At 62.4% G+C, this 18,180-nt stretch carries 14 protein-coding genes; 3 read left to right on the top strand and 11 right to left on the bottom strand.

Annotated features, from left to right (window positions below):
• Positions 1 to 664: 664 nt before the first annotated feature.
• Entirely contained in the window at positions 665 to 3,124 is a 2,460-nt protein-coding gene (locus ASE16_RS02260; RefSeq protein WP_055890117.1) for a glycoside hydrolase family 2 protein, read from the bottom strand.
• A gap of 85 nt (positions 3,125 to 3,209) precedes the next feature.
• On the bottom strand, positions 3,210 to 4,253 hold the full coding sequence (locus tag ASE16_RS02255) for a LacI family DNA-binding transcriptional regulator (protein WP_055891455.1): 1,044 nt from the start codon (positions 4,251 to 4,253) through the stop codon (positions 3,210 to 3,212).
• A 65-nt stretch (positions 4,254 to 4,318) separates the two neighbouring features.
• On the opposite strand from ASE16_RS02255, the gene ASE16_RS02250 reads away from it, so the two are divergent.
• Together ASE16_RS02250 and ASE16_RS02245 are read left to right on the top strand one after the other, a co-directional pair.
• Positions 4,319 to 5,131: a DeoR/GlpR family DNA-binding transcription regulator gene (locus ASE16_RS02250; protein WP_055890115.1), complete on the top strand. Its 813-nt coding sequence runs from the start codon at positions 4,319 to 4,321 to the stop codon at positions 5,129 to 5,131.
• A gap of 131 nt (positions 5,132 to 5,262) precedes the next feature.
• Positions 5,263 to 6,615, top strand: a complete 1,353-nt coding sequence (locus tag ASE16_RS02245; protein ID WP_055890113.1) for a mannitol dehydrogenase family protein — start codon at positions 5,263 to 5,265, stop codon at positions 6,613 to 6,615.
• Here the strand turns inward: ASE16_RS02245 and ASE16_RS02240 are convergent.
• From ASE16_RS02240 to ASE16_RS02220, 5 genes are all read right to left on the bottom strand, one after another.
• Positions 6,612 to 8,732 carry a DUF2264 domain-containing protein gene (locus ASE16_RS02240; protein WP_082581151.1) on the bottom strand — a complete coding sequence of 707 codons (2,121 nt, stop codon included), beginning with the start codon at positions 8,730 to 8,732 and terminating at the stop codon, positions 6,612 to 6,614. The genes ASE16_RS02245 and ASE16_RS02240 overlap by 4 nt on opposite strands.
• Complete coding sequence (locus tag ASE16_RS02235) at positions 8,636 to 9,451, bottom strand: sugar phosphate isomerase/epimerase family protein (protein WP_055890108.1); 816 nt, start codon at positions 9,449 to 9,451, stop codon at positions 8,636 to 8,638. The genes ASE16_RS02240 and ASE16_RS02235 overlap by 97 nt, the downstream gene beginning before the upstream one ends.
• Positions 9,448 to 10,389 (bottom strand): carbohydrate ABC transporter permease, encoded by a 942-nt coding sequence (locus tag ASE16_RS02230; protein WP_082581150.1) that lies wholly within the window; start codon positions 10,387 to 10,389, stop codon positions 9,448 to 9,450. Before ASE16_RS02230 ends, ASE16_RS02235 begins: the two co-directional genes overlap by 4 nt.
• Positions 10,389 to 11,162, bottom strand: coding sequence for a carbohydrate ABC transporter permease (locus ASE16_RS02225; protein WP_200949534.1), 774 nt, complete (start codon positions 11,160 to 11,162; stop codon positions 10,389 to 10,391). Before ASE16_RS02225 ends, ASE16_RS02230 begins: the two co-directional genes overlap by 1 nt.
• A gap of 259 nt (positions 11,163 to 11,421) precedes the next feature.
• Entirely contained in the window at positions 11,422 to 12,702 is a 1,281-nt protein-coding gene (locus tag ASE16_RS02220; protein ID WP_055890104.1) for an extracellular solute-binding protein, read from the bottom strand.
• A 211-nt stretch (positions 12,703 to 12,913) separates the two neighbouring features.
• Between ASE16_RS02220 and ASE16_RS02215 the strand changes: the two genes are divergently transcribed.
• On the top strand, positions 12,914 to 13,504 hold the full coding sequence (locus ASE16_RS02215; protein WP_157479993.1) for a hypothetical protein: 591 nt from the start codon (positions 12,914 to 12,916) through the stop codon (positions 13,502 to 13,504).
• Here ASE16_RS02215 and ASE16_RS02210 read toward each other — a convergent pair.
• From ASE16_RS02210 to ASE16_RS02200, 4 genes are all read right to left on the bottom strand, one after another.
• On the bottom strand, positions 13,486 to 14,472 hold the full coding sequence (locus ASE16_RS02210; protein ID WP_055890101.1) for a hydroxyacid dehydrogenase: 987 nt from the start codon (positions 14,470 to 14,472) through the stop codon (positions 13,486 to 13,488). The genes ASE16_RS02215 and ASE16_RS02210 overlap by 19 nt on opposite strands.
• Positions 14,473 to 15,137: 665 nt before the next feature.
• Entirely contained in the window at positions 15,138 to 16,073 is a 936-nt protein-coding gene (locus ASE16_RS19250; RefSeq protein WP_162255955.1) for a carbohydrate kinase family protein, read from the bottom strand.
• Complete coding sequence (locus ASE16_RS02205; protein WP_055890099.1) at positions 16,070 to 17,149, bottom strand: lactonase family protein; 1,080 nt, start codon at positions 17,147 to 17,149, stop codon at positions 16,070 to 16,072. The genes ASE16_RS19250 and ASE16_RS02205 overlap by 4 nt, the downstream gene beginning before the upstream one ends.
• Positions 17,150 to 17,194: 45 nt before the next feature.
• Positions 17,195 to 18,136 carry a sugar phosphate isomerase/epimerase family protein gene (locus tag ASE16_RS02200; RefSeq protein WP_055890097.1) on the bottom strand — a complete coding sequence of 314 codons (942 nt, stop codon included), beginning with the start codon at positions 18,134 to 18,136 and terminating at the stop codon, positions 17,195 to 17,197.
• Between the last annotated feature and the right edge of the window lie 44 nt (positions 18,137 to 18,180).

The following is an 18,180-nucleotide window of genomic DNA, read 5'->3' as shown; positions in this document are numbered from 1 at the left end:
ACCAAGCCGTGGGACATCATTTGGCACGGAATCTTCCGCGCGGAGTCAAATGGGATCTCAGTTTGGCGCAAAGTGGCCCGGCGTCCCATCTTGCCGCGGCGCATCGATTAGCAGCACAGCTCTTCGCAGTCCAAATTGCACGGATTTTCTCGTTGGCGCTCCCGGTCACTCTCGCGTTTGTCATCAGGATGTACACGTCGCACAGTCCTCGTTTGACCAGCGACTCAACTTTGTCCAGTTCCGACGCAATATCGGACAGGCTCAACGTCGCGCCAGGAACAGAAGTGAACTTCGCCTGAATTACGAAGTTGCCGGTTAGGCCTTCATCTTCTAGGCCATCTCGCCACCGGCCTCGGAAAGCTCCATCACGTCCCGCGTCCGCACCAGCTTCAAACTACTGGACTGACTGTCCGAATACGGTTCGAAGGACAGTTGCGCACAGGTCCTGGAACGCCCGCCATCCGAGACACTCGAACTGCCACTCCGTCGCCATGCTTGCCCATCCCTGTCTACCAGCGAGTCGCGCCGTCGGCGCAGCTCGTTCCGTCCACGGCCTTAGCAATGAACCATGTGAAACAGCTCGCGATGGACAGCCTTCGACGCGTAGGACGCGCAACGAGCGAGACTCTTCCCGAGCACGTCGAATGAGTCGGACCCTCAAGCGCTAGTGCGTGCGCAGAAGTTCGTTCGCCGAGCGGAGGACTGGTCCGCTTCTCAGTAGCCTGGAATCGATGTCCGCGACAGAACTGACCTTGAAGGTATGGGATTGTTCGGGTAGCAGGTTGATCATTGCGCTGTCGGTTTCCGCGGCGGGGTGGATTCGGTCCGGAAAAAGGCACAGGCTTCTCACGAATGACCGCGCCGTCACCATGACTGAGAAGTCCGTTCCGTCGCCGTCCCGGTCGATTCGGATGTCATATCGCGGTTCGGGTAGGGCGAGGTCTCTGTCCTCCTCGAAAAAGTGCCACGCAGTCCTTCCGGAGGCTGTCTCGGCAAACAGAACCTCGGATGTGGAGTTCCCAACTGCTACGACCTCCGGCGGCAATGGTAGGCGAACGGCTGCGAATCGGTCTGCGACGAGGCGGGCGGAGAAGGTGGCGAGCACTCGTCCGTCGAGCGTCATTCGTCGCACAGTGATCGGTTCGCGCCAGGCGTCTCCGCCATCATTGACGCCGACCACATCAATCCCGTCGTTGCCGGGCTGGATGGTCAACAACCGCGACGCGTAAGCCGATTTCAGCGCGTACCAGAGGGGCTTCTTTCGACCGTCACCGTCGATCGCCGCCCACGACGTGACCGGCCAGCAGTCGTTCAGCTGCCAGACGATCGTGCCGAAACAGCGCGGGCGAAGGGACCGGTAGTGCTCAATTCCGAAGGCGACAGCACGCGCTTGGTTGAGTTGCATCGCGAAGTGCCAGTCGTCGAATTCCTGCGGCACAACAATGTGCGGAGCCAGTCCACGCTCGAGTTTCCCGTTTCCGTCGTTCGCCTTCTGATGGTGCAGCATCCCCGGTGAAGTCGAGGTCAACGGACGGTCACTCACTGCGCGCTCGATGGTGGAGTACGTTGCGGGGCCCTGCCAGCCGAATTCCGACACGAATCGTGGCGCGTAGTCCTTGTAGACGGTGTAGTCGGCCTCGTTCCAGACATCCCAGACGTGTTTCACGCCGTGCTCGTCGGCATTCGGATGGACGTCCATCGTCCCCGAGTACGGGCTTCCCGCCCAGTACGGACGATTCGGGTCCTCGGCGGCGACGACTGCAGGAAGGTATTCGAGGTAGTAGCCGAGACCCCAGCTGCGGTCGCCGATCTGCGGCTGCCAGTCCCAATCGAACCAACCCCAGATGTTCTCGTTGTTGCCATTCCAGAGAACGAGACTGGGATGCGGGAGCAGCCGTTGGACGTTGTCGCGGGCTTCTGCCACTACTTCCTCTGCCAGGCGCTCGTCCTCGGGGTATGCCGCGCACGCGAAGAGGAAGTCTTGCCAGACGAGAATGCCGAGCTCGTCACAGATGCGGTAGAACGTTTCGCTTTCGTAAACGCCGCCGCCCCATACGCGCAAGAGATTGATGTTTGCGTCGACGGCCTGTGTGAGTCGCTCACGAAGCCGTGCTTCCGTGACTCGGGGCAGGAAACAGTCGTCGGGAATCCAGTTTGCGCCACGGATCGGAACGGTCGCCTCATTGATGATGAAGACGAATGCTGACCCGATCTCGTCGTTGGAGGTGTCTAGCCGCAGGCTGCGGAACCCGACGCGCGACTCCCACAGATCGAGGCTCCGCTGGTTGTGACGCAATTGAATGGTGGCAGTGTAGAGAGGCTGACTGCCCAATCCGACCGGCCACCACAGCTCGGGGTTGTCGACGATCGCTGCCACCTGAACGCTTCTCGCCCCCTCCTCGACGTCGACCACGGCAGTCGTCCCACCGACCTCCGCTACCACCTGGAAGCCCTTTTCGGCCGGCTCGGAGAGATTCACCTCGAAACGCGCAGTTCCGACTGGGCCCGCCACTGTCACGTGCGGACTCACCGATGCGAGCCGCGCGGACTGGGCGGAGATGAGCGTGACGTCACGCCAGATTCCGGCCGTTACGAGCGTCGGACCCCAGTCCCAGCCGAAGTTGCAGGCCATTTTGCGCAGGTGGTTGAAGGGTGCGGGGTACGCGTTCGGCAACGCTCCGATACGTTCACGCTCAGCCTCTGCGAAGTCCCAGGCGGAAGCGAAGCGAACCTCCAGAACGTCACTGCCGGAGAGTGCTCCGGTCACGTCCACCTCGTGTCGGCGGTGCATGTTCTCGGTGCGCGCGATAACGGCGCCGTTGATGCTCACTGTGGCAATCGTGTCCAGGCCGTCGAAGGCGATGGTGAGCTGCTCGCCTGAGACGGGCTCCCGCTCGATCGTCATGCGGTACACCCACTCACCGTGCCCGATCCAATCAAGCGTGAGCTCGTTCTGGTCGATGTAGGGATCAGGGATGAGTCCGGCCGCAAGCAGATCGGTGTGAACAGTGCCGGGCACGGTCGCCGGGATCGGCAACGCTTGGCGAATATGGACCGGCACGTCGGGGGTCGTTGCGGCGAGGTCGAGCGACCAACCGGTGGTGAGTGGCGTGCGAGTGATCATCGATGACCCCTTTCGGCAGTGGTGACTTCGTCACTATACCGGTAAAGTGAAGCACATGTGCCGTACTGTCCGTCCACCGACTCGATCAGCGGGGCGCGAAACCCGAGCTCTCTCGCTGTTCCAGTCGCGGCGACGAAGAGTCCTGTTCGTCGAGTATGAGTGGTTCTGCCGTCACGCCTGGCGCAAGCCCACCTTCGAGCACAGCACGCGCCGCAGCTTGCCCGAGCGCTACCACATCCCGTCGAAGGGATGTGAGACGAGGCCGAACGATATCGCACAGAATGGAGCCGTCCCACGCGACAAGCGAGACGTTGTCCGGTACCCTCAAGCCGAGTTCTCGCGCCGCGTCGAGTCCCGCGACGGCGAGCAGGTCGGTGTCGAAAACGAGCGCGGTGGGCGGGTCGGCCGAGCGAAGCGCGTGTTCAGCGGCAACTCTGCCCGACGCGAGAGTCCCATCGGTCGATTCGACCATGCCCGTCATTCCGTTGCGCTCCAGCATGACGGTGAACGCTTCACCACGGTTGACCGTGTAGCGCAGGTTCATCGGTCCGGTGACCCGGCCGATTCGCCTGTGTCCGAGAGCATGCAGGTGCGTGACGACCTGTTCGACGCTGCCCTCGTCGTCGCTGCGCAACGACGCGAAACCAGGTTCGGGACCGCCGAGGAGAACGGCGGGGAGGCCGAGCTGACGCAGCAGAGGGAGGCGCGGATCGTCCGCCAGAAGGTCCGTCACCACGACAGCGTCAACGCGGCGTTCCGCAGCGAGCGTTCTGTAGATGGAGAGTTCATGGTCGCCGTTGGAGGCGACCTGCAGCAGCAACGCGGTGGAGCTCGCCGCCAGCTGCTGCTCGATCCCGGTGATCAACTGCATGTAAAAGGTGTCCATTGCCAGCTGTTGCGTCGAACGGGCGAGCACCAGACCGATCGCACCGGCCCGGTTGCCAGAGAGCGACCTCGCGGCCGAATTCGGCCGCCAACCGAGGTCGGCCGCCGCGCGTTGGACACGGCTGCGGGTCTCTTCGGATACCCCTGGCCGCCCGTTGAGGGCGAAGGACACAGCCATCTTCGAGACACCGGCGCGCGCCGCGACGTCGGCGATGGTTGGACGGCTGCTGCGCTTGGCGGGCATCACCACAGGGTACCGGCAGTCGACCGGACGGCCGAGCCGAAACGGACCTGTAGCCTGTGAGCACTATGGATGCACCCGACACCGGCAGCGGTGCTGAGCGCCCGGAAACGCGCTCAGCCGCAGCTCAAATCCGTCACGCGGAAATCCTAGAAATCGTGCGCCGGGAAGGCCGAATCGATGTCGCACCGGGAGCTGCTCGGCTCGGAATTACACCCGAAACGCTTCGCCGCGACCTGCGGGCACTCGAACGGGCCGGACAGATCCGCCGCAGTTATGGCGCAGCGTTTCCGGTGGAGAGCAGTCGATTCGAAACTCCACTCGACTTCCGAGAGAACGCAAACAGCGAGGAAAAATCGCGAATCGCGGACGCTGCCGCCTCCCAGCTTGGTCACGCGCAGACCATCTTCATCGACGAGGGGTTCCTTCCGCAGCTGGTGGCAAGGGCGCTGCCCGACGGGAAGGCTCTGACCGTCGTGACTGCTTCGCTACCTGTTGCCAATGAACTCGCTGCGCGCCGGGAGTTCGAAGTGCTTCTTCTCGGAGGACGGGTCCGCGGAACGACGCTCGGCACCGTCGACCACTGGGCTACCACGATGCTCTCTTCCTTCGTGATCGATCTGGCCTTCATCGGAGCGAACGGGATCTCGACCGAACACGGTTTGACCACACCCGATCCTGCTGTGGCAGCCGTCAAACGAGCAGCGGTCGCTGCGTCGCGCCACCGTATTTTCATCGGCACCCACACAAAGTTCGGCGTGGCGAGTTTCTCCCGATTCGCGGAGATTGGCGAATTTGAAAAGCTTGTGACTGGTGAGCAGCTATCCCCGCACCGCGCCCAGCTCTTCGCCCAATTCGGCCCGAAGGTGTTGCGCGTCTGAGCCCGAAGACCGACGACACCGCACTTCAACCGTGGCGACGATCGACTGAAGCGTGCATTGCCGCGCGTCTCCCCCAATGCAAGCCTGTCAGAGCGCGAGTTCCGCGCCTAGCATTTTGGAGGAAGCTAACGATGTCTAGTAGTAGCGACGCAGTCGCCACCCAGTGGACGCAAGCTGGATTGGGCCTTCCGCCGTACAGGCGCGGCCCTGGCTCGGCGGGAATTGCCCACATTGGCGTGGGGAACTTCCACCGCGCCCACCAGGCGGTCGTCCTTGACTCGCTGATGCGGCAGGGCGAGGCAACCGGGTGGGGAATCCTCGGTATCGGCGTGTTGCCTGGGGACGTTGCGATGCGCGACGCACTTTCCGCTCAGGACCACCTGTACACGCTTACTCTTCGCCAGCCAGCCGGAATCCGCGAAACGAGCGTCATCGGCTCGATCGTCGACTACGTGTTCGCACCTGACGATGCCGACGCCACCATCGAAAGGCTCGCCGACCCGGCGATTCGCATTGTCTCTCTGACGATTACTGAGGGCGGCTATGTTTTCGATGCCAACGACCTGTCCGCCCTTACCGCTTTCCGGCTGATCACCTCTGCTCTTGCCCTTCGTCGAAAGCGCAGTGTTCCGCCCTTCACGGTGATGTCCTGCGACAACGTGCCCCAGAATGGCGACGTCGCTCGGTCCGTGGTGCTCGACTACGCACGTCGGGTAGATCCTAGTCTCGCCGATTGGATCGCTACCGAGGTGCGCTTCCCGAACTCGATGGTCGACCGGATCACGCCGGTGACGACAGCGGAGGACCGTGCCGCACTGAAGGAACGCCTTGGCATCGATGACGCGTGGCCAGTCAGTTGCGAACCGTTCTTCCAGTGGGTTCTCGAGGATTCCTTCAGCGCGGGCAGACCGCCGTTCGAGAACAGTGGTGTGCAGATCGTGGACGATGTCGAACCGTACGAGCTGATGAAACTGCGGATGCTCAACGCGGGCCACCAAGCGATTGCGTACTTCGGCCTATTGCTCGGCTATCGCTATGCGCACGAATCCGCAGCGGATCCTTTGGTTCGGGACTATCTGCTCGCCTACCTGTGCAGAGAGGCGATGCCGACGGTTCCGCCGGTTCCCGGCGTAGATCTGGATGAATACGCGTCCAGTCTGCTCGATCGTTTTGCGAGTGTCGAAGTGCAGGACACACTCGATCGTCTTGCCACGGACGCGTCGAATCGACTTCAGAAATTTGTCGTTCCTGTCATCCGCGCGAATCTGCAGGGCAGAGGCCCAATCGACCTGGCCGTTGCGGTCGTGGCGAGCTGGTCGTACTACACAGAGCAGACGACGGGCCCGGACTCTGTCGATGTCGTGACTGTCCTCGGCGACCTCGCCGACGATGCGCGCGTCACGGACGCGTTGGCGCGGACGGTCCGCTCGATGAGAGAGCTCGGAGCGGAGGCCACCCTCCGAGCTCTCCTTGCGCGGGACTAGCGGCGGGGCCAGTCGATCGCATCGAGGTCGATCGAGGTCGGTTCGCCTGTTGGCCAACCGATCGTGACCACGGCGTCATCCACCGTCACCACCACAGCGCTGAGGTCGGTCGGCGGAGCGCCGGCGTCAAGGGAGGCGAGCGCAACGAGCACGGTGTCGTGAAACACGCCGTCTGCCGATTGTCCGAAGAGCTCGGGCACGAGGGCGACCCGTCCGAAGGCAGTGCCGTAGGTGGCCCTGGCTGCACGGGGCTCCGTCCACCCGGTCACTGCACGCAGCTGCGAGCTGAGGGGCTCGCCCGTTGAGTTGTCCGCGTTCGCCGACACTATTGATGTTGGGGGCCGCGATCCGAGGCGCATCGAGAGCGATTCGGGGGTCTCGGCGGCGACGGCCCAACCTGCAAGCCGTACGGGAGTTCGTGGCGGCACACCGACCAACCGGTGGACGCGAACCTCGACGGCACCGCGGGCGGCCGTCACGCTCTCGATGCGACACGACGGGAGTACGGGCCCGTTCGATGCTTCAGGGCTCGCGTCGAAGGGCGAATACACTGTGAATCGCGGTGCATGCCAGGATGCGATCCAGTCGTCGCCGCCACCGACAGCGTGAATGCGCCTACGCACGCTCCAGACGCCGCGCACCTGCAACTGCACGTCGTTGTCGCTCGGGTTGTGCAGCGCGGTCGGCCCGGTGCGGGTCGAATATCCGAATCGGGCGTAGAGCGGATTGGGTGCGCCCGCGTCCGCCTCGAACGGCTTGATCTGATCGCTACCGTGGTTGTGGACGCGGACCAATCCGTCGGCCGTGGTGGCCTGGATGAGCTGACCTGCGGGAACGAGAGAGCGCACATAGTCAGCACTGTCGGCGTCGAGCTCTTCCTCGGTCGCCGTCCACAGTGGATGCTCGGCCGGCAGCAGGAGGGCAGCGAACCCCTTGGAGGTCCAGTACGGCGATCCGGGACCGGAGTATCGCTGCACGGTCGGTTCGTGTGGTCCGTGCCAGCCGAGGGTGAGGATGCCGTCGGAGGTGGCGCCGCGTTCGAGGAAATACCGCAGGTCGGCGGACAGGATGCGGCGGGACTGACCGGGGCGCAACGGGGTGTAGCCGGTCACCGCGCCCACCGCCACAGCGGCGAGCGTTGCCATCCGGTACGTCATGGATCGGCCCATGTATGTGGGGGCGCCGTTGCGATCGAATGTCCGGGAGAACGATCCGAGGAACTTCTCCAGGCGTGGGCCGAGTCGTTCCAGCAGTGCGGAGTCACCGCGAAGTCGTGCGTGCCAGACCGGGTAGAAGTGCAGTGCCCAGCCGATGTAATGGTCGAACGCCTCACCTTCTCCGTCGCTGTACCAGCCCTCTCCGCGATACCAGCCTTCGATCAAAGCGAGGCCGCGTTCGATCACGTATGCGGTCTGGTCGTCGGCACGGCCGACGCCTTCGAGGAAGCTCGCAATGGTGAACGGGAAGAGGTACCAGTTGTTCGACGACGGCTCCTGATCGATGGCATGACGGAGCCACGCGGCGATGCGGTCCTGCTCGTCTTCCTCTAGCACATCCCAGGACGCTTCGCGGGTGAGGTGCAGGCTCAACGCAATCGACGCAGCCTCGACGTGGGGTTGTCCATCGCGTCCGATGTGCCCGATGACGGGCCAGGAATCCTCGTCGTCGGCCCCCACCGTGCGCGTTCCTTCCACGACGCCGGCAACATACCGTGCGAGATGGCCATGTGGGTCCCGTCCCTCATTGCCGACGTAAAGGAACGCGGCGAGGAGGAAGGTGCGAGCGAATCCCTCGATCCCGTCGGTGCGAATACCCTGCTGCGATGGATTGCCTGGCAGGTCGAGCCGGGAACCGCGCGGCGAACGAAAACGCGCGGCGGAGAGTAATAGATCGTCGGCTGCTGCCACCCAATGTTCCCGGGTGAGCCCAGTGAACGGACTGCGTTCGCGATCCTCGTCTGGGACATGGACCCGTGTGAGTGCGGCGGCGAATCGGTCGATGGAGCCCAAGGCGTGATCTGTCACTGTGTTCTTTCTCTTTCGGGGGTGAGCAACGGCGCAGCCCAGGTGTGCGCGGCCATGAGCGCCTCGTTGAGGGAGGGGAGGGCCGGATGCCATTTTCGTTCCCATTCCAAGGCAAGCCATCCCGACCAGGACTCGGCATCCAGTGCCGCCGCGAGTTCGGCGACTGGGAACGATCCGGCTCCGAGTGCAACCGGTACCGGATCGGCCATGCTGCGTTCGTCCTTGATTTGCAAGTGTGAGAGCCACGGACGCAACTCAGCGAGCGACTCTGCGAGCGTTTCGCCATGCGACCAGCTGTGCGCGGTGTCCCAGAGCACACGCCCGGCGTGCCCGGGCACGGAACTGTCGGCGGCACGAAGGAAGCGCGCAAGCCTGCGAGCGGAGGAATGCGAGTCATGCGTCTCGATCAGCACAGATACATCGGACCCTACGACGCGGTCGAGGCGGCTGAGGGCGCGCTCCTCCCCTGCGGTGAGCTGCTCGCTGGGATCGGCATCGTCGTCTTTCATGAAGACCCGGACGCCTCCGGCGCCGAGTTGGCGCGCGAGGTCGAGATGACGCTCGAGAACGTCACTGTCGCCTTGGGCACACAGGGAGACATACGACGCGACACAGAGCACGGTGATCCCCGCATCGGCAAGCACTCGGCCGATTTCAGCAGCGACGGCCGCATCCAGGTCAATGTGGATCGCCTCATCGTCGGCCGCGCGCAGCTCTACGCCGAAGGCACGTCCCTCCAGAGCAATGCGTACGATCTGGTCGACTCCTGCACCCGAGCTGCCGAGGGTAGAGAAACCAAGGCGGCGGGTCATCCTTTGATCCCTGAGTTGGCGAGGCCCGCGATGAAATACCGCTGACCGAAGATGAACAACAGGATCATCGGCAGGACGGCGAGCGTTGAGATGGCCATAAGGAAGGGCCATTGCGGCTGGCCGGAGGTTGATTGGGCGAACGTGGCGAGGCCGAACTGCAGCGGTCTCAGCTCTTCGGAGCTGGTGGCGACGAGAGGCCAGATGAAGCCGTTCCACGCCGACTCAACGTTGAACAACGCGATCGTCACGAACGCAGGCCGGGCGAGGGGCGCCATGATCCGGAAGAAGATGGCGATCTCTCCAAGTCCGTCCATCCTGGCCGCGTCCGCCAGGTCTGCCGGCAGCGACACGAAGAACTGACGTGCGAGGAAGACGTACAGGGGCGCGGAGATGAACGGGATGATGAGCGCCCACCAGGTGTTGATCCAACCGGTACCCCCGTGGCCGAGCCAGTCGTTGCCCCCGGCGAACGGTACGGAGCGCACCACGATGAAGAGTGGCACGATCAGAACCTGGAACGGCACGCCGAGCAACAGGATGAAGTAGGTGAGTATGCCTCCCTTGAAACGGATGGGAAGCTGAGCGAGAGCGTACCCGGCCGCCGTGGAGATGAACAGCAACGGAATCGTCTGCGCTACCACCACGATCAGGCTGTTGCGGAAGTACATCAGGAACGGTGCCGCGTTGAAGGCGTCGAGGTAGTTCTGCCAATGGAACTCTTTCGGCAACCACGAGAACGAGTTCACCTCGTCGAGTGACTTCAACGACGTCAGAATCATCCAGAAGAACGGCACGACCATGAGCAGACCGCCGATGCTCAACACTATGTAGAGGACGATCCGTCCTGGCGTGATCGGTGTCTTCGTCCGGTGGCGTTCAGGGCCGCGCCGGGGTGTAGTTGGTGTGACGCGGTCAGGTGTTGCCGTGGCGGTTGTCATCAGAGCTCCTTGCGATCGCGCTGGGTGAGACGCCCGAGATAGATCATGATGCCGACGAAGACGAACATGATGACGGTCTCCGCCGAGGCGTAACCGATCTGCAGACGGGAGAATGCGTTGGTGAAGATGTCGAAGGTGAGGACATTGGTGGCATTGGCCGGGCCACCCTGCGTCATGACATATACGAGGTCGAACACCTGAAACGAACCGGCGATCGAGGTCACGAGAACGAAGAATTGCACGGGCCGCAGCGCAGGCCATGTCACGTTCCAGAAGAGCTGCCACCTGTTCGCGCCGTCGAGTCGGGCGGCTTCGATCAGTTCCTGCGAGACGCCTTGCAGCGCTGCAAGATAGATGATCATCTTTGCGCCTAGGCCTTGCCATACTCCGATGACCATCAGCGCGGGAAGGGCGATGTCGGGGTCGGTGAGCCAGCCGGAGCGACCGATGCCGAAGAATGCGAGCACCTCGTTCGCGAGGCCGCTGGACGGGTTGTAGATCCAAAGCCAGACCGTGGAGACGGCCACAGCGGAGGTCACAACGGGGATGTAGAACAGGGTGCGGAAGAGACCCCGCGCACGGATCTGAACATTCAGCCCGATCGCGATCAGCAGGGCTACAGCCATGCCTACGGGCACGACGACGAGGGTGTACGCGAACGTGTTGAGGAGCGCTGTTCGGAATGTGTCGTCTTGGAAGAGCTTGATGTAGTTTCCGAGCCACACCCAGTCGCCCCGGCCGACGACACGCGCATCGGTGAACCCGAGCACCACGACGATGACGGTCGGCACGGCCATGAAGATTACTGAGTGGATGAGCGCGGGGATCAGGAGCACCCAACCGGCCCTGGCCTTCGCGCGTGAGACGCCGGACAGTTTGTGCGGGGCTCGTGATCGCGGGCGCCCCCCTCGGCTGCCCGCCGTGAGTGACACTGTGGGTATGGTCGTCGTCACGTGATCTCTCCTTCGAGTCCGATGAGAACAGTGCCGCGGGCGGCCGGAGAACCGCGCCGCCCGCGACTAGGGTAGGGACTTAGCCTTCAGCGACCTTCTTGAGCGCTTCGAGTGTGGGCTTCGCATCAGCCTTGCCCAGGATGACCTGGTCGAGCGAAGGTCCGAACTTGGCTCGGAAGTCGAGGAACGTTGGGCCACCGTATTCGAAGACGCCCTTGTCGAGGTTCGCGAACGCGAACGATGAGGCGGGGTTCGACATCACGAAGGCGCTGTCCCCAGCATCCTTGTTGACGGGAACACCGACATCGATCTTGGAGATCTCTTCCTGGATCGTGGGGTCCTGGAACGCTTTCAGCATGGCGAGGTCGGCATCCGTGTATTTCGATCCTTCGCCGATGGCCGCGATACGACCGCCCACATATTCGACCTCCTTCTTGTCTTTGAGGTTGAAGTAGACGAGGTCCTTGCACTTGTCGCCGATGCCACCCTCGCCGGTGCCGCAGTCCACGTAGGGGCCCGCGAAGCCCATCGCTGCCTCACCCGTCGTAACCAGCGCCGTCTTCGCGGAGTTCTGGTAACCGTATGTGGAGGACTTGTCGACCGACACCATGTCGTGGATCAGCGTGAGCGCATCCTGACCCTCGCTTCCTGCGAACGTGGGCTTGCCTTTGGTGAACTCCTGAGCACCCAAGGCACCCATGAAGGCCACGAACTGCTGGCGGTAGTTGCTGGGCGGCGCCCAGAAGTCGAAGCCGGTCTGGGTGATCGCACCGGAAGCGTCGCGGATGGTGAGCTTCTTCGCATCGGAACGCAATTCGTCCAGTGTCTGCGGCGCCTTGTTGGGATCAAGGCCCGCCTTCTCGAATGCGCTCTTGCTATAAGCGAGCACGCGCGGATTGGCGACGACGGGCACTGCGTAAACGTCGTTGTCGTACAACATCGGGTCAACGAAGCTGGGGTACACCGTCTTCTTCAGGGTGTCTTCGGTGACACCGAGCTTGGTGAGGCTCTGGATGGCGCCGAGATCGGCGAGCGGTTGCACCCAACCGATGCCGGCGCTGATCACGTCGTAGTTCTGACCAGACGCGAGTGATGTGGAAATCTTCTGGTTCAGGCTGTCGTACGGCACGAAGTCCGACTCAACCTTGATCTTCGGGTACGACTTGTGAAAGATGTCAACGATCTTGCCGAACACCGACTGACCGACATTGTTCGCCGGGAAGTTCGCGACGAGTACACGAATGGTTCCGGTCTGATTCTTGTCGCCGGTCGCAGCTGGGTTACTCGAATTTCCCGAGCATCCAGCCAGAGCGAGAGCGGCGGCTACGGCGATAGCCGTGAAGCCGAGTCTCTTCTTCATGCTGTGTGACCTCCTTGTCAGCCTTCCCGCCCATGCGGGTAAGCGCTTTCTACATTCCAGCCGGACTGATTGCGTTCGGCAATGGACACTCGGATCCGGAGGATGCACGGTTGGAGTCCGTTTCGAAGCGAAGCTGTTTTTGTCATGGTTGAGTAGGTACGGATATTTCTGTCCGGACGATCAACGGAGACCGATGAGAGTATTGAATTGGTTGGACACCATCGGCAATGCACTGATACTCGAGCTGCTCTTCGTTGTCTATTCGATTCCCGTCGTAACGTCTGCGCCGGCTGCGATCGCGCTGCAGCGTCAGCTCGGCGACCTACGCAGCGGCGGAAAGACCGGTGCGCGGCAGTTCACTCGCGAGTTCGCTGCGGCATGGCGGTCGGCGTGGCCGGTGGGACTCGCGGTCCCCCTGGTCACACTGGGTCTAGCGGTCGGGATTCCGTTCTGGTACTCGACCGGCCCGTGGCTCGGCACGGTCGCGATGATCATGCTTGTCTGCCTGGCCGGGATGGGCCTTGCCTTCTGGCTGGCGTTTCTCTGGGCGGCCGACGCAGAACGCACTGTCGACCGCGCTGCGTGGCGGAAATGGGTGGGGATGGCGGCGGAGGCACTCCTGCATAGATCAGGTCGGGTGCTCTGGGGCCTCGTGCTGTTCGTGACCTGGCTCGCTCTGGCTGCCTACTTCCTACCTGCGCTCATTATCGGAGCGGGGCTCGCACCCGCCGCGATTGTCTTGTGGACGCTGTGCGAGCGCCGCGTTTCGCCGCTTCCAGGGGATCACGCCAACCGGTCATAGTTCGCTTCGTTCACTTCGAAGCGCAGGCCAATCCCCGAAGCGAACCGCTCGATCTCCTCGACCACAATGGCCCCCTGGGTTCGCCGCGAATGGGTCGTAACCGCGCCAATGTGCGGCGTCAACATAACGTTGGGCAAAGACCACAAAGGATCACCGGCAGGAAGCGGCTCGACATCGAACACATCGAGCGCCGCGCTGATGCGCCCGGAGCGCAACTCGGCCACCAGCGCCGCCGAGTCAATGATCGCTGAGCGCGCCGTATTCACGAAGACTGCTCCATCGGACAAGAGGGCGAACCGCTCGGCGGTGAGCATTCCCCGCGTCTCATGGGTGACAGGAGCGTGAAGCGCAACGACAGGGCAGGTGGCAAGCAGATCATCGAGATCGATCAGTTCCACACCCATCTCCCTCGCCTCAGACGGATGCAAATACGGATCGGAGACGACGACCTCGGCGCCTAAGGCCGTTACGAGTTCGATATATGAGCGTCCGACGCGGCTGGCTCCGATGACACCGATCCGGGTGCCTGCAACGGTTCGCCCCAGGCCATATCCGAGCGCACCTTCCCAATCGCCGCGCACCATCGCTCGATCGACCCCGTACAGCGTGCGCAGCAGTGATTGCGTGAAGAACAGGGCCAACTCGGCGACACTCGTGGCCATGCCGGCAGCGGCCTGCGTGACGCGCACGCCGTCGGCGACGAGCGTCTTCGGCACCAACCACCTGACCGTACCAGCACTGTGAGCAACGAGTTTGAGATGATCCCCTCTGTCAAGCGTTGCAGGCAGCGCCGCGGACCCCCAACCGGTTACCAGAATGTCCGCCTCGAGACGCTTCTGCTCAGGGACCCTTGAGGTCGACGCCCGCTGGACGTCAGCCACCCGATCGAGCCTGGCCAGCGTGGCCGAATCGAACAGATCGTGCTCGAGCTCTGGACTGAGATCGAGAAGCAGACTCGGACGCGTCATTGGTTCCCCTTCGCACATAGTGGCATCGTCCCGAATACAGCTGGTCAGTATTCGGAAAGCGATTCCCGCTTAGCGTATGCAGGCGTCCGGACCCGTGCAATCGGCAGCGTATTGAGCAAGGCGATCAACTGGGGTCATGAGCCGATTCTTCACTGATCACGCAAACAGTCCTGCAACCTTTGGCTACGCTTCGTGTCCGATTCGCTTGAAGCAGCGGACCGTGTGGTGCGTTCGCGCCAGACGAATCGGCCGTACCTTCGGCGCGAGGCTCAGCTCATATGCAACGCATCTCGGCGGAATTGGTCCACGAGCGCCGAGGCTTTAGCTTCGTTTCGATGGCTCGATTGCACCTTCGAGCCCAACGTAGGCCGCCCGTATTGACATAAGGCACAGTGTCGACTCGATGCGACAGTTGACGAGGCTCGGGCTACCTTGACGTCGGCCGCATTACCGCAGAGCGACCTGACAGTCGAGGCGACTGCGCGTCCGACGCGAGCTAGGTCAGGCGGCCGCGCCCGGTGGGTTCCACGGAGCCCAGACAGCTGGGAGCCATACCCACCCAATTGCACGCAGCGGGATCTGTACCCTCTAAATACAATGGACGCACCCGAACTGACAGCGGTGCCGAGCGGCCAGGCACACGTTCAGCCAGCCTTGCGGCAGAGTCAGAACCATTCACCCATCTCGGCAGCGGTTGGCGGATCGCATCCCTGCCGCGACACGGTGATTGCGGCTCCACGCGCTGCGAAAGTTCCGAGATCCCTGACCATTTCAAGTGAAAGAGATCGCGATCGGAGGATCTCGATCCACCCTCGGTGAATTATCCGAGCGAGCAAAGCGGCCATGAAGGTGTCACCAGCGCCTATGGTGTCAATCACAGCTACACGAGGCGACCTGAGATCGAGATGACCCAGAGTTGAGTAGAGCGAACACCCCTGAGCCCCACGGGTGATTGCGACCAACGAAGCGCCTTCGGAGATCAGAAAGCTTGCTAGCGCCGCATGGGTCATGTCGGGGTAAAGCCAGGAAGCATCTTCATCGCTCAGTTTTACGATGTCCGCTCGCTCCACAATGTTGCTGACGATCCGGCGTGCTCTCTCGGGGTCACCCATTATGGCGGGGCGCACATTCGGATCGAGCGTCACAACAGCGTCGGGCAGGTCGCGCAACAACGACAACGCTTGGCTCGCACCAGGCTCGACGAACGCGCCGATCGAGCCCAGATGGAGTATCGCGGGCGGCGAAATCGACCGCATCGGTGGCAGTTCCGTGGAGACATCGAACTGGTAGCTCGCAGATCCGTCAGCCAGGATGCGGGCGTGAGCCGATGACGTGGGCGAAATGGTCTCTGAAGCGCCAACGAGAGAGACTCCCGCTGATTGCAGATGCTGTCGGATCAGTGTCCCGTCGTCGTCACTGCCCACACCCGACAGATACGCGTCGGTTGCGATTCGAAGTCGTGCTGCTGCCACGGCTACGTTCATGGGGGAACCGCCTGGCGACTTTCTCGTTTCGCTGGCACTCTGCACTATGTCGACTAGTGCTTCGCCGACAACGAGGAGACGATCGTCGCGGGCTGCGGTTCCCCGCTGGCTGGTCACGAGACGAATCGCAGGCAGACTGGGGTTGGCGCGTCAACTTGTCCGCTGAAGGTGAGCTGCGCGGCCTCCTCGTCGAATTCAAACGTGACGATCGTGTCGGAATCCTGGTTGCCGACGACGATAGCGCCACCGTCCGGGCTCTGCACGAAATCGCGCGGCTCTTTTCCGCGAGTCGGCTCGACGGTGCGCAGTTCCACGGCGTGCTTTCTCGGGTCGAATCTGAACACCGCGATGCTGTCGTATCCACGGTTAGAAACCAGGACTGAGCGGCCCGTCGTAGAGACGCGAACTGCGCTTGTCTGGTTGTGGTCAGTGACCCCTGCCGGAAGTGTTGAAGTGGTGTGCGTGTGGATGAAGCGTCCGCCTTCGCGGCGGAGCACGACCAGTGTGCTGTCGAGTTCGTTGAGCAAGAAGAGGTGCACTAAGTCGCGGTGAAACGCCAAGTGGCGTGGGCCAGCTCCTGGCGCGACCGTGATGCGAGCGTCTAGGCGTTCCGTGAGTTTGCCTACTTCATCAAGGCGGTAGACCAACACGGTGTCCAGCCCGAGGTCGGGCACGAATACGTCGCCGTTTAGCGGGTCGAAGAGGATCTGGTGTGCGTGCGGGCCAGTCTGGCGAATCGGGTGCACGCTTGAGCCTTCATGCTGCACGTGGTCCGTTAGTCTGCCAAGGCTACCGTCAGGATCGCGCTCGAAGACGGAGACCGAGCCGGTGCGATAGTTGGCAACGAGGACGAATCTTTCCGTAGGGTCTACCTCGATGTGGGCCGGCTCGACACCTAGTGAAGGTACAGCGTTGAGGAGGGTGAGCTCGCCGGATTCTGTGTCACGCGCGTACGCCGCTGCGCCGCCGCCTGGCTCGCCGTCGAACTCAACGGTTTCAACAACTGCGTAAACAAATCGCCCATCCGCCGTCGTTGTCAACCATGACGGGTTCCGAACTTCCGCTACCGCGCGTGGGTTTGACACTTCACCGTTGGTGAACGTCGAGGCCATGATTCCTCGGGCGTGCCCGTCAACGTGTGCGAGCTTCTCGGTGTAGGTGCCGATTAAGAGTTTTTGGGAGTGGTCCGACATGCGTTTTGCTACCTTCTTGTTGTGTGGACTGTGAAATCTGCAGAGCTAATCGATGGCCAAACCAGCGCTGATCGCGAGTTCAGTCAGATTCGCTAGCGCGATCCGGTATTCCGCCTCGAAATCCGGGCCCGCCTCGACACGAGGCTTGTACGCGCCTTGAGTGTGCGCGACGCCACGCGACACTCCGGGGACGTCTTCGAACTCGAGCGAGATGACACCGTCGAAACCGACCTCAACGAGAGCGGTGAGTAGGTCAGGCCAGGCGATCTTGCCCATCCCCGGTCGCCAGTGAGCATTGGTCTCACCGTCGTTATCGGAGAAGTGACAGTGGAAAACCCTGTTCCCGAGCCGCTGGACAGCGATGTTGGGCAGGTCACCGACCGCAAATAGATGACTCGGGTCCAGGTTTACGCCAAGCGCTGGCGAGTCAACTGCATCCAGCACCCGTAGAAGACCATCGGTCGTCGCGCCGTATCGGAACGGGTGGGGCTCCAGGCTGTATCTGATACCTGCGTCCTCGGCGATCGCAGCGCAGGCTCTAAGACCGGCAATGTATTCGTCCCAGTTGCGCTGCCAGTCCAGGCCGTCGGGGAGGCGCTTACCGAATGTCTGCACATGCGGTCGGTCTGTGAGCGCCGGCATTTCTATCGCGAAGGGGTAATGCACGACGGTGTTGATGATTCCAGTACCGAGGTCTACCGCGGTCTCGACCCCACGCTTGAAGGTTTCGATGGCCTCAGCTCGTTTGGCGTACTCGGGACTCGTTAGTTCAGCTGTCTTCACAACAAACTGCGAAAGCTGCATCCCTTCTCCGTCTAGGACGCCGCGTAGGCGGCGCACTTCCCCCGGCGTGTAGTACTCATCGAAGGCTTCGTCGTCCCAGGCGATCAACTCGACTGCGCGGAAGCCTGCCCGGCCGATTCTCCTGATCGCCTCGGCGTAGGGCGGGTCCCATTTCCAGGGCCAGATCGATGCTCCGAATCGCATTTCCGCGTACCTCTCTGTCGCGAACAAATAGTTACTTGGTTATT

The sequence above is a fragment of the Leifsonia sp. Root227 genome (assembly GCF_001428745.1).
Taxonomy (GTDB): Bacteria; Actinomycetota; Actinomycetes; order Actinomycetales; family Microbacteriaceae; genus Leifsonia.
The sequence above is the reverse complement of the archived record's forward strand: the minus strand, read 5'-3'. Positions and strand labels throughout refer to the sequence as shown.

Bases quoted from the DNA above. Each gene is read 5' to 3' on its own strand.
- ASE16_RS02260 (WP_055890117.1), bottom strand. From the start codon at position 3,124: ATGATCACTCGCACGCCACTCACCACCGGTTGGTCGCTCGACCTCGCC.
- ASE16_RS02255 (WP_055891455.1), bottom strand. From the start codon at position 4,253: ATGCCCGCCAAGCGCAGCAGCCGTCCAACCATCGCCGACGTCGCGGCG.
- ASE16_RS02250 (WP_055890115.1), top strand. From the start codon at position 4,319: ATGGATGCACCCGACACCGGCAGCGGTGCTGAGCGCCCGGAAACGCGC.
- ASE16_RS02245 (WP_055890113.1), top strand. From the start codon at position 5,263: ATGTCTAGTAGTAGCGACGCAGTCGCCACCCAGTGGACGCAAGCTGGA.
- ASE16_RS02240 (WP_082581151.1), bottom strand. From the start codon at position 8,732: ATGGCATCCGGCCCTCCCCTCCCTCAACGAGGCGCTCATGGCCGCGCA.
- ASE16_RS02235 (WP_055890108.1), bottom strand. From the start codon at position 9,451: ATGACCCGCCGCCTTGGTTTCTCTACCCTCGGCAGCTCGGGTGCAGGA.
- ASE16_RS02230 (WP_082581150.1), bottom strand. From the start codon at position 10,389: ATGACAACCGCCACGGCAACACCTGACCGCGTCACACCAACTACACCC.
- ASE16_RS02220 (WP_055890104.1), bottom strand. From the start codon at position 12,702: ATGAAGAAGAGACTCGGCTTCACGGCTATCGCCGTAGCCGCCGCTCTC.
- ASE16_RS02210 (WP_055890101.1), bottom strand. From the start codon at position 14,472: ATGACGCGTCCGAGTCTGCTTCTCGATCTCAGTCCAGAGCTCGAGCAC.
- ASE16_RS02205 (WP_055890099.1), bottom strand. From the start codon at position 17,149: ATGTCGGACCACTCCCAAAAACTCTTAATCGGCACCTACACCGAGAAG.
- ASE16_RS02200 (WP_055890097.1), bottom strand. From the start codon at position 18,136: ATGCGATTCGGAGCATCGATCTGGCCCTGGAAATGGGACCCGCCCTAC.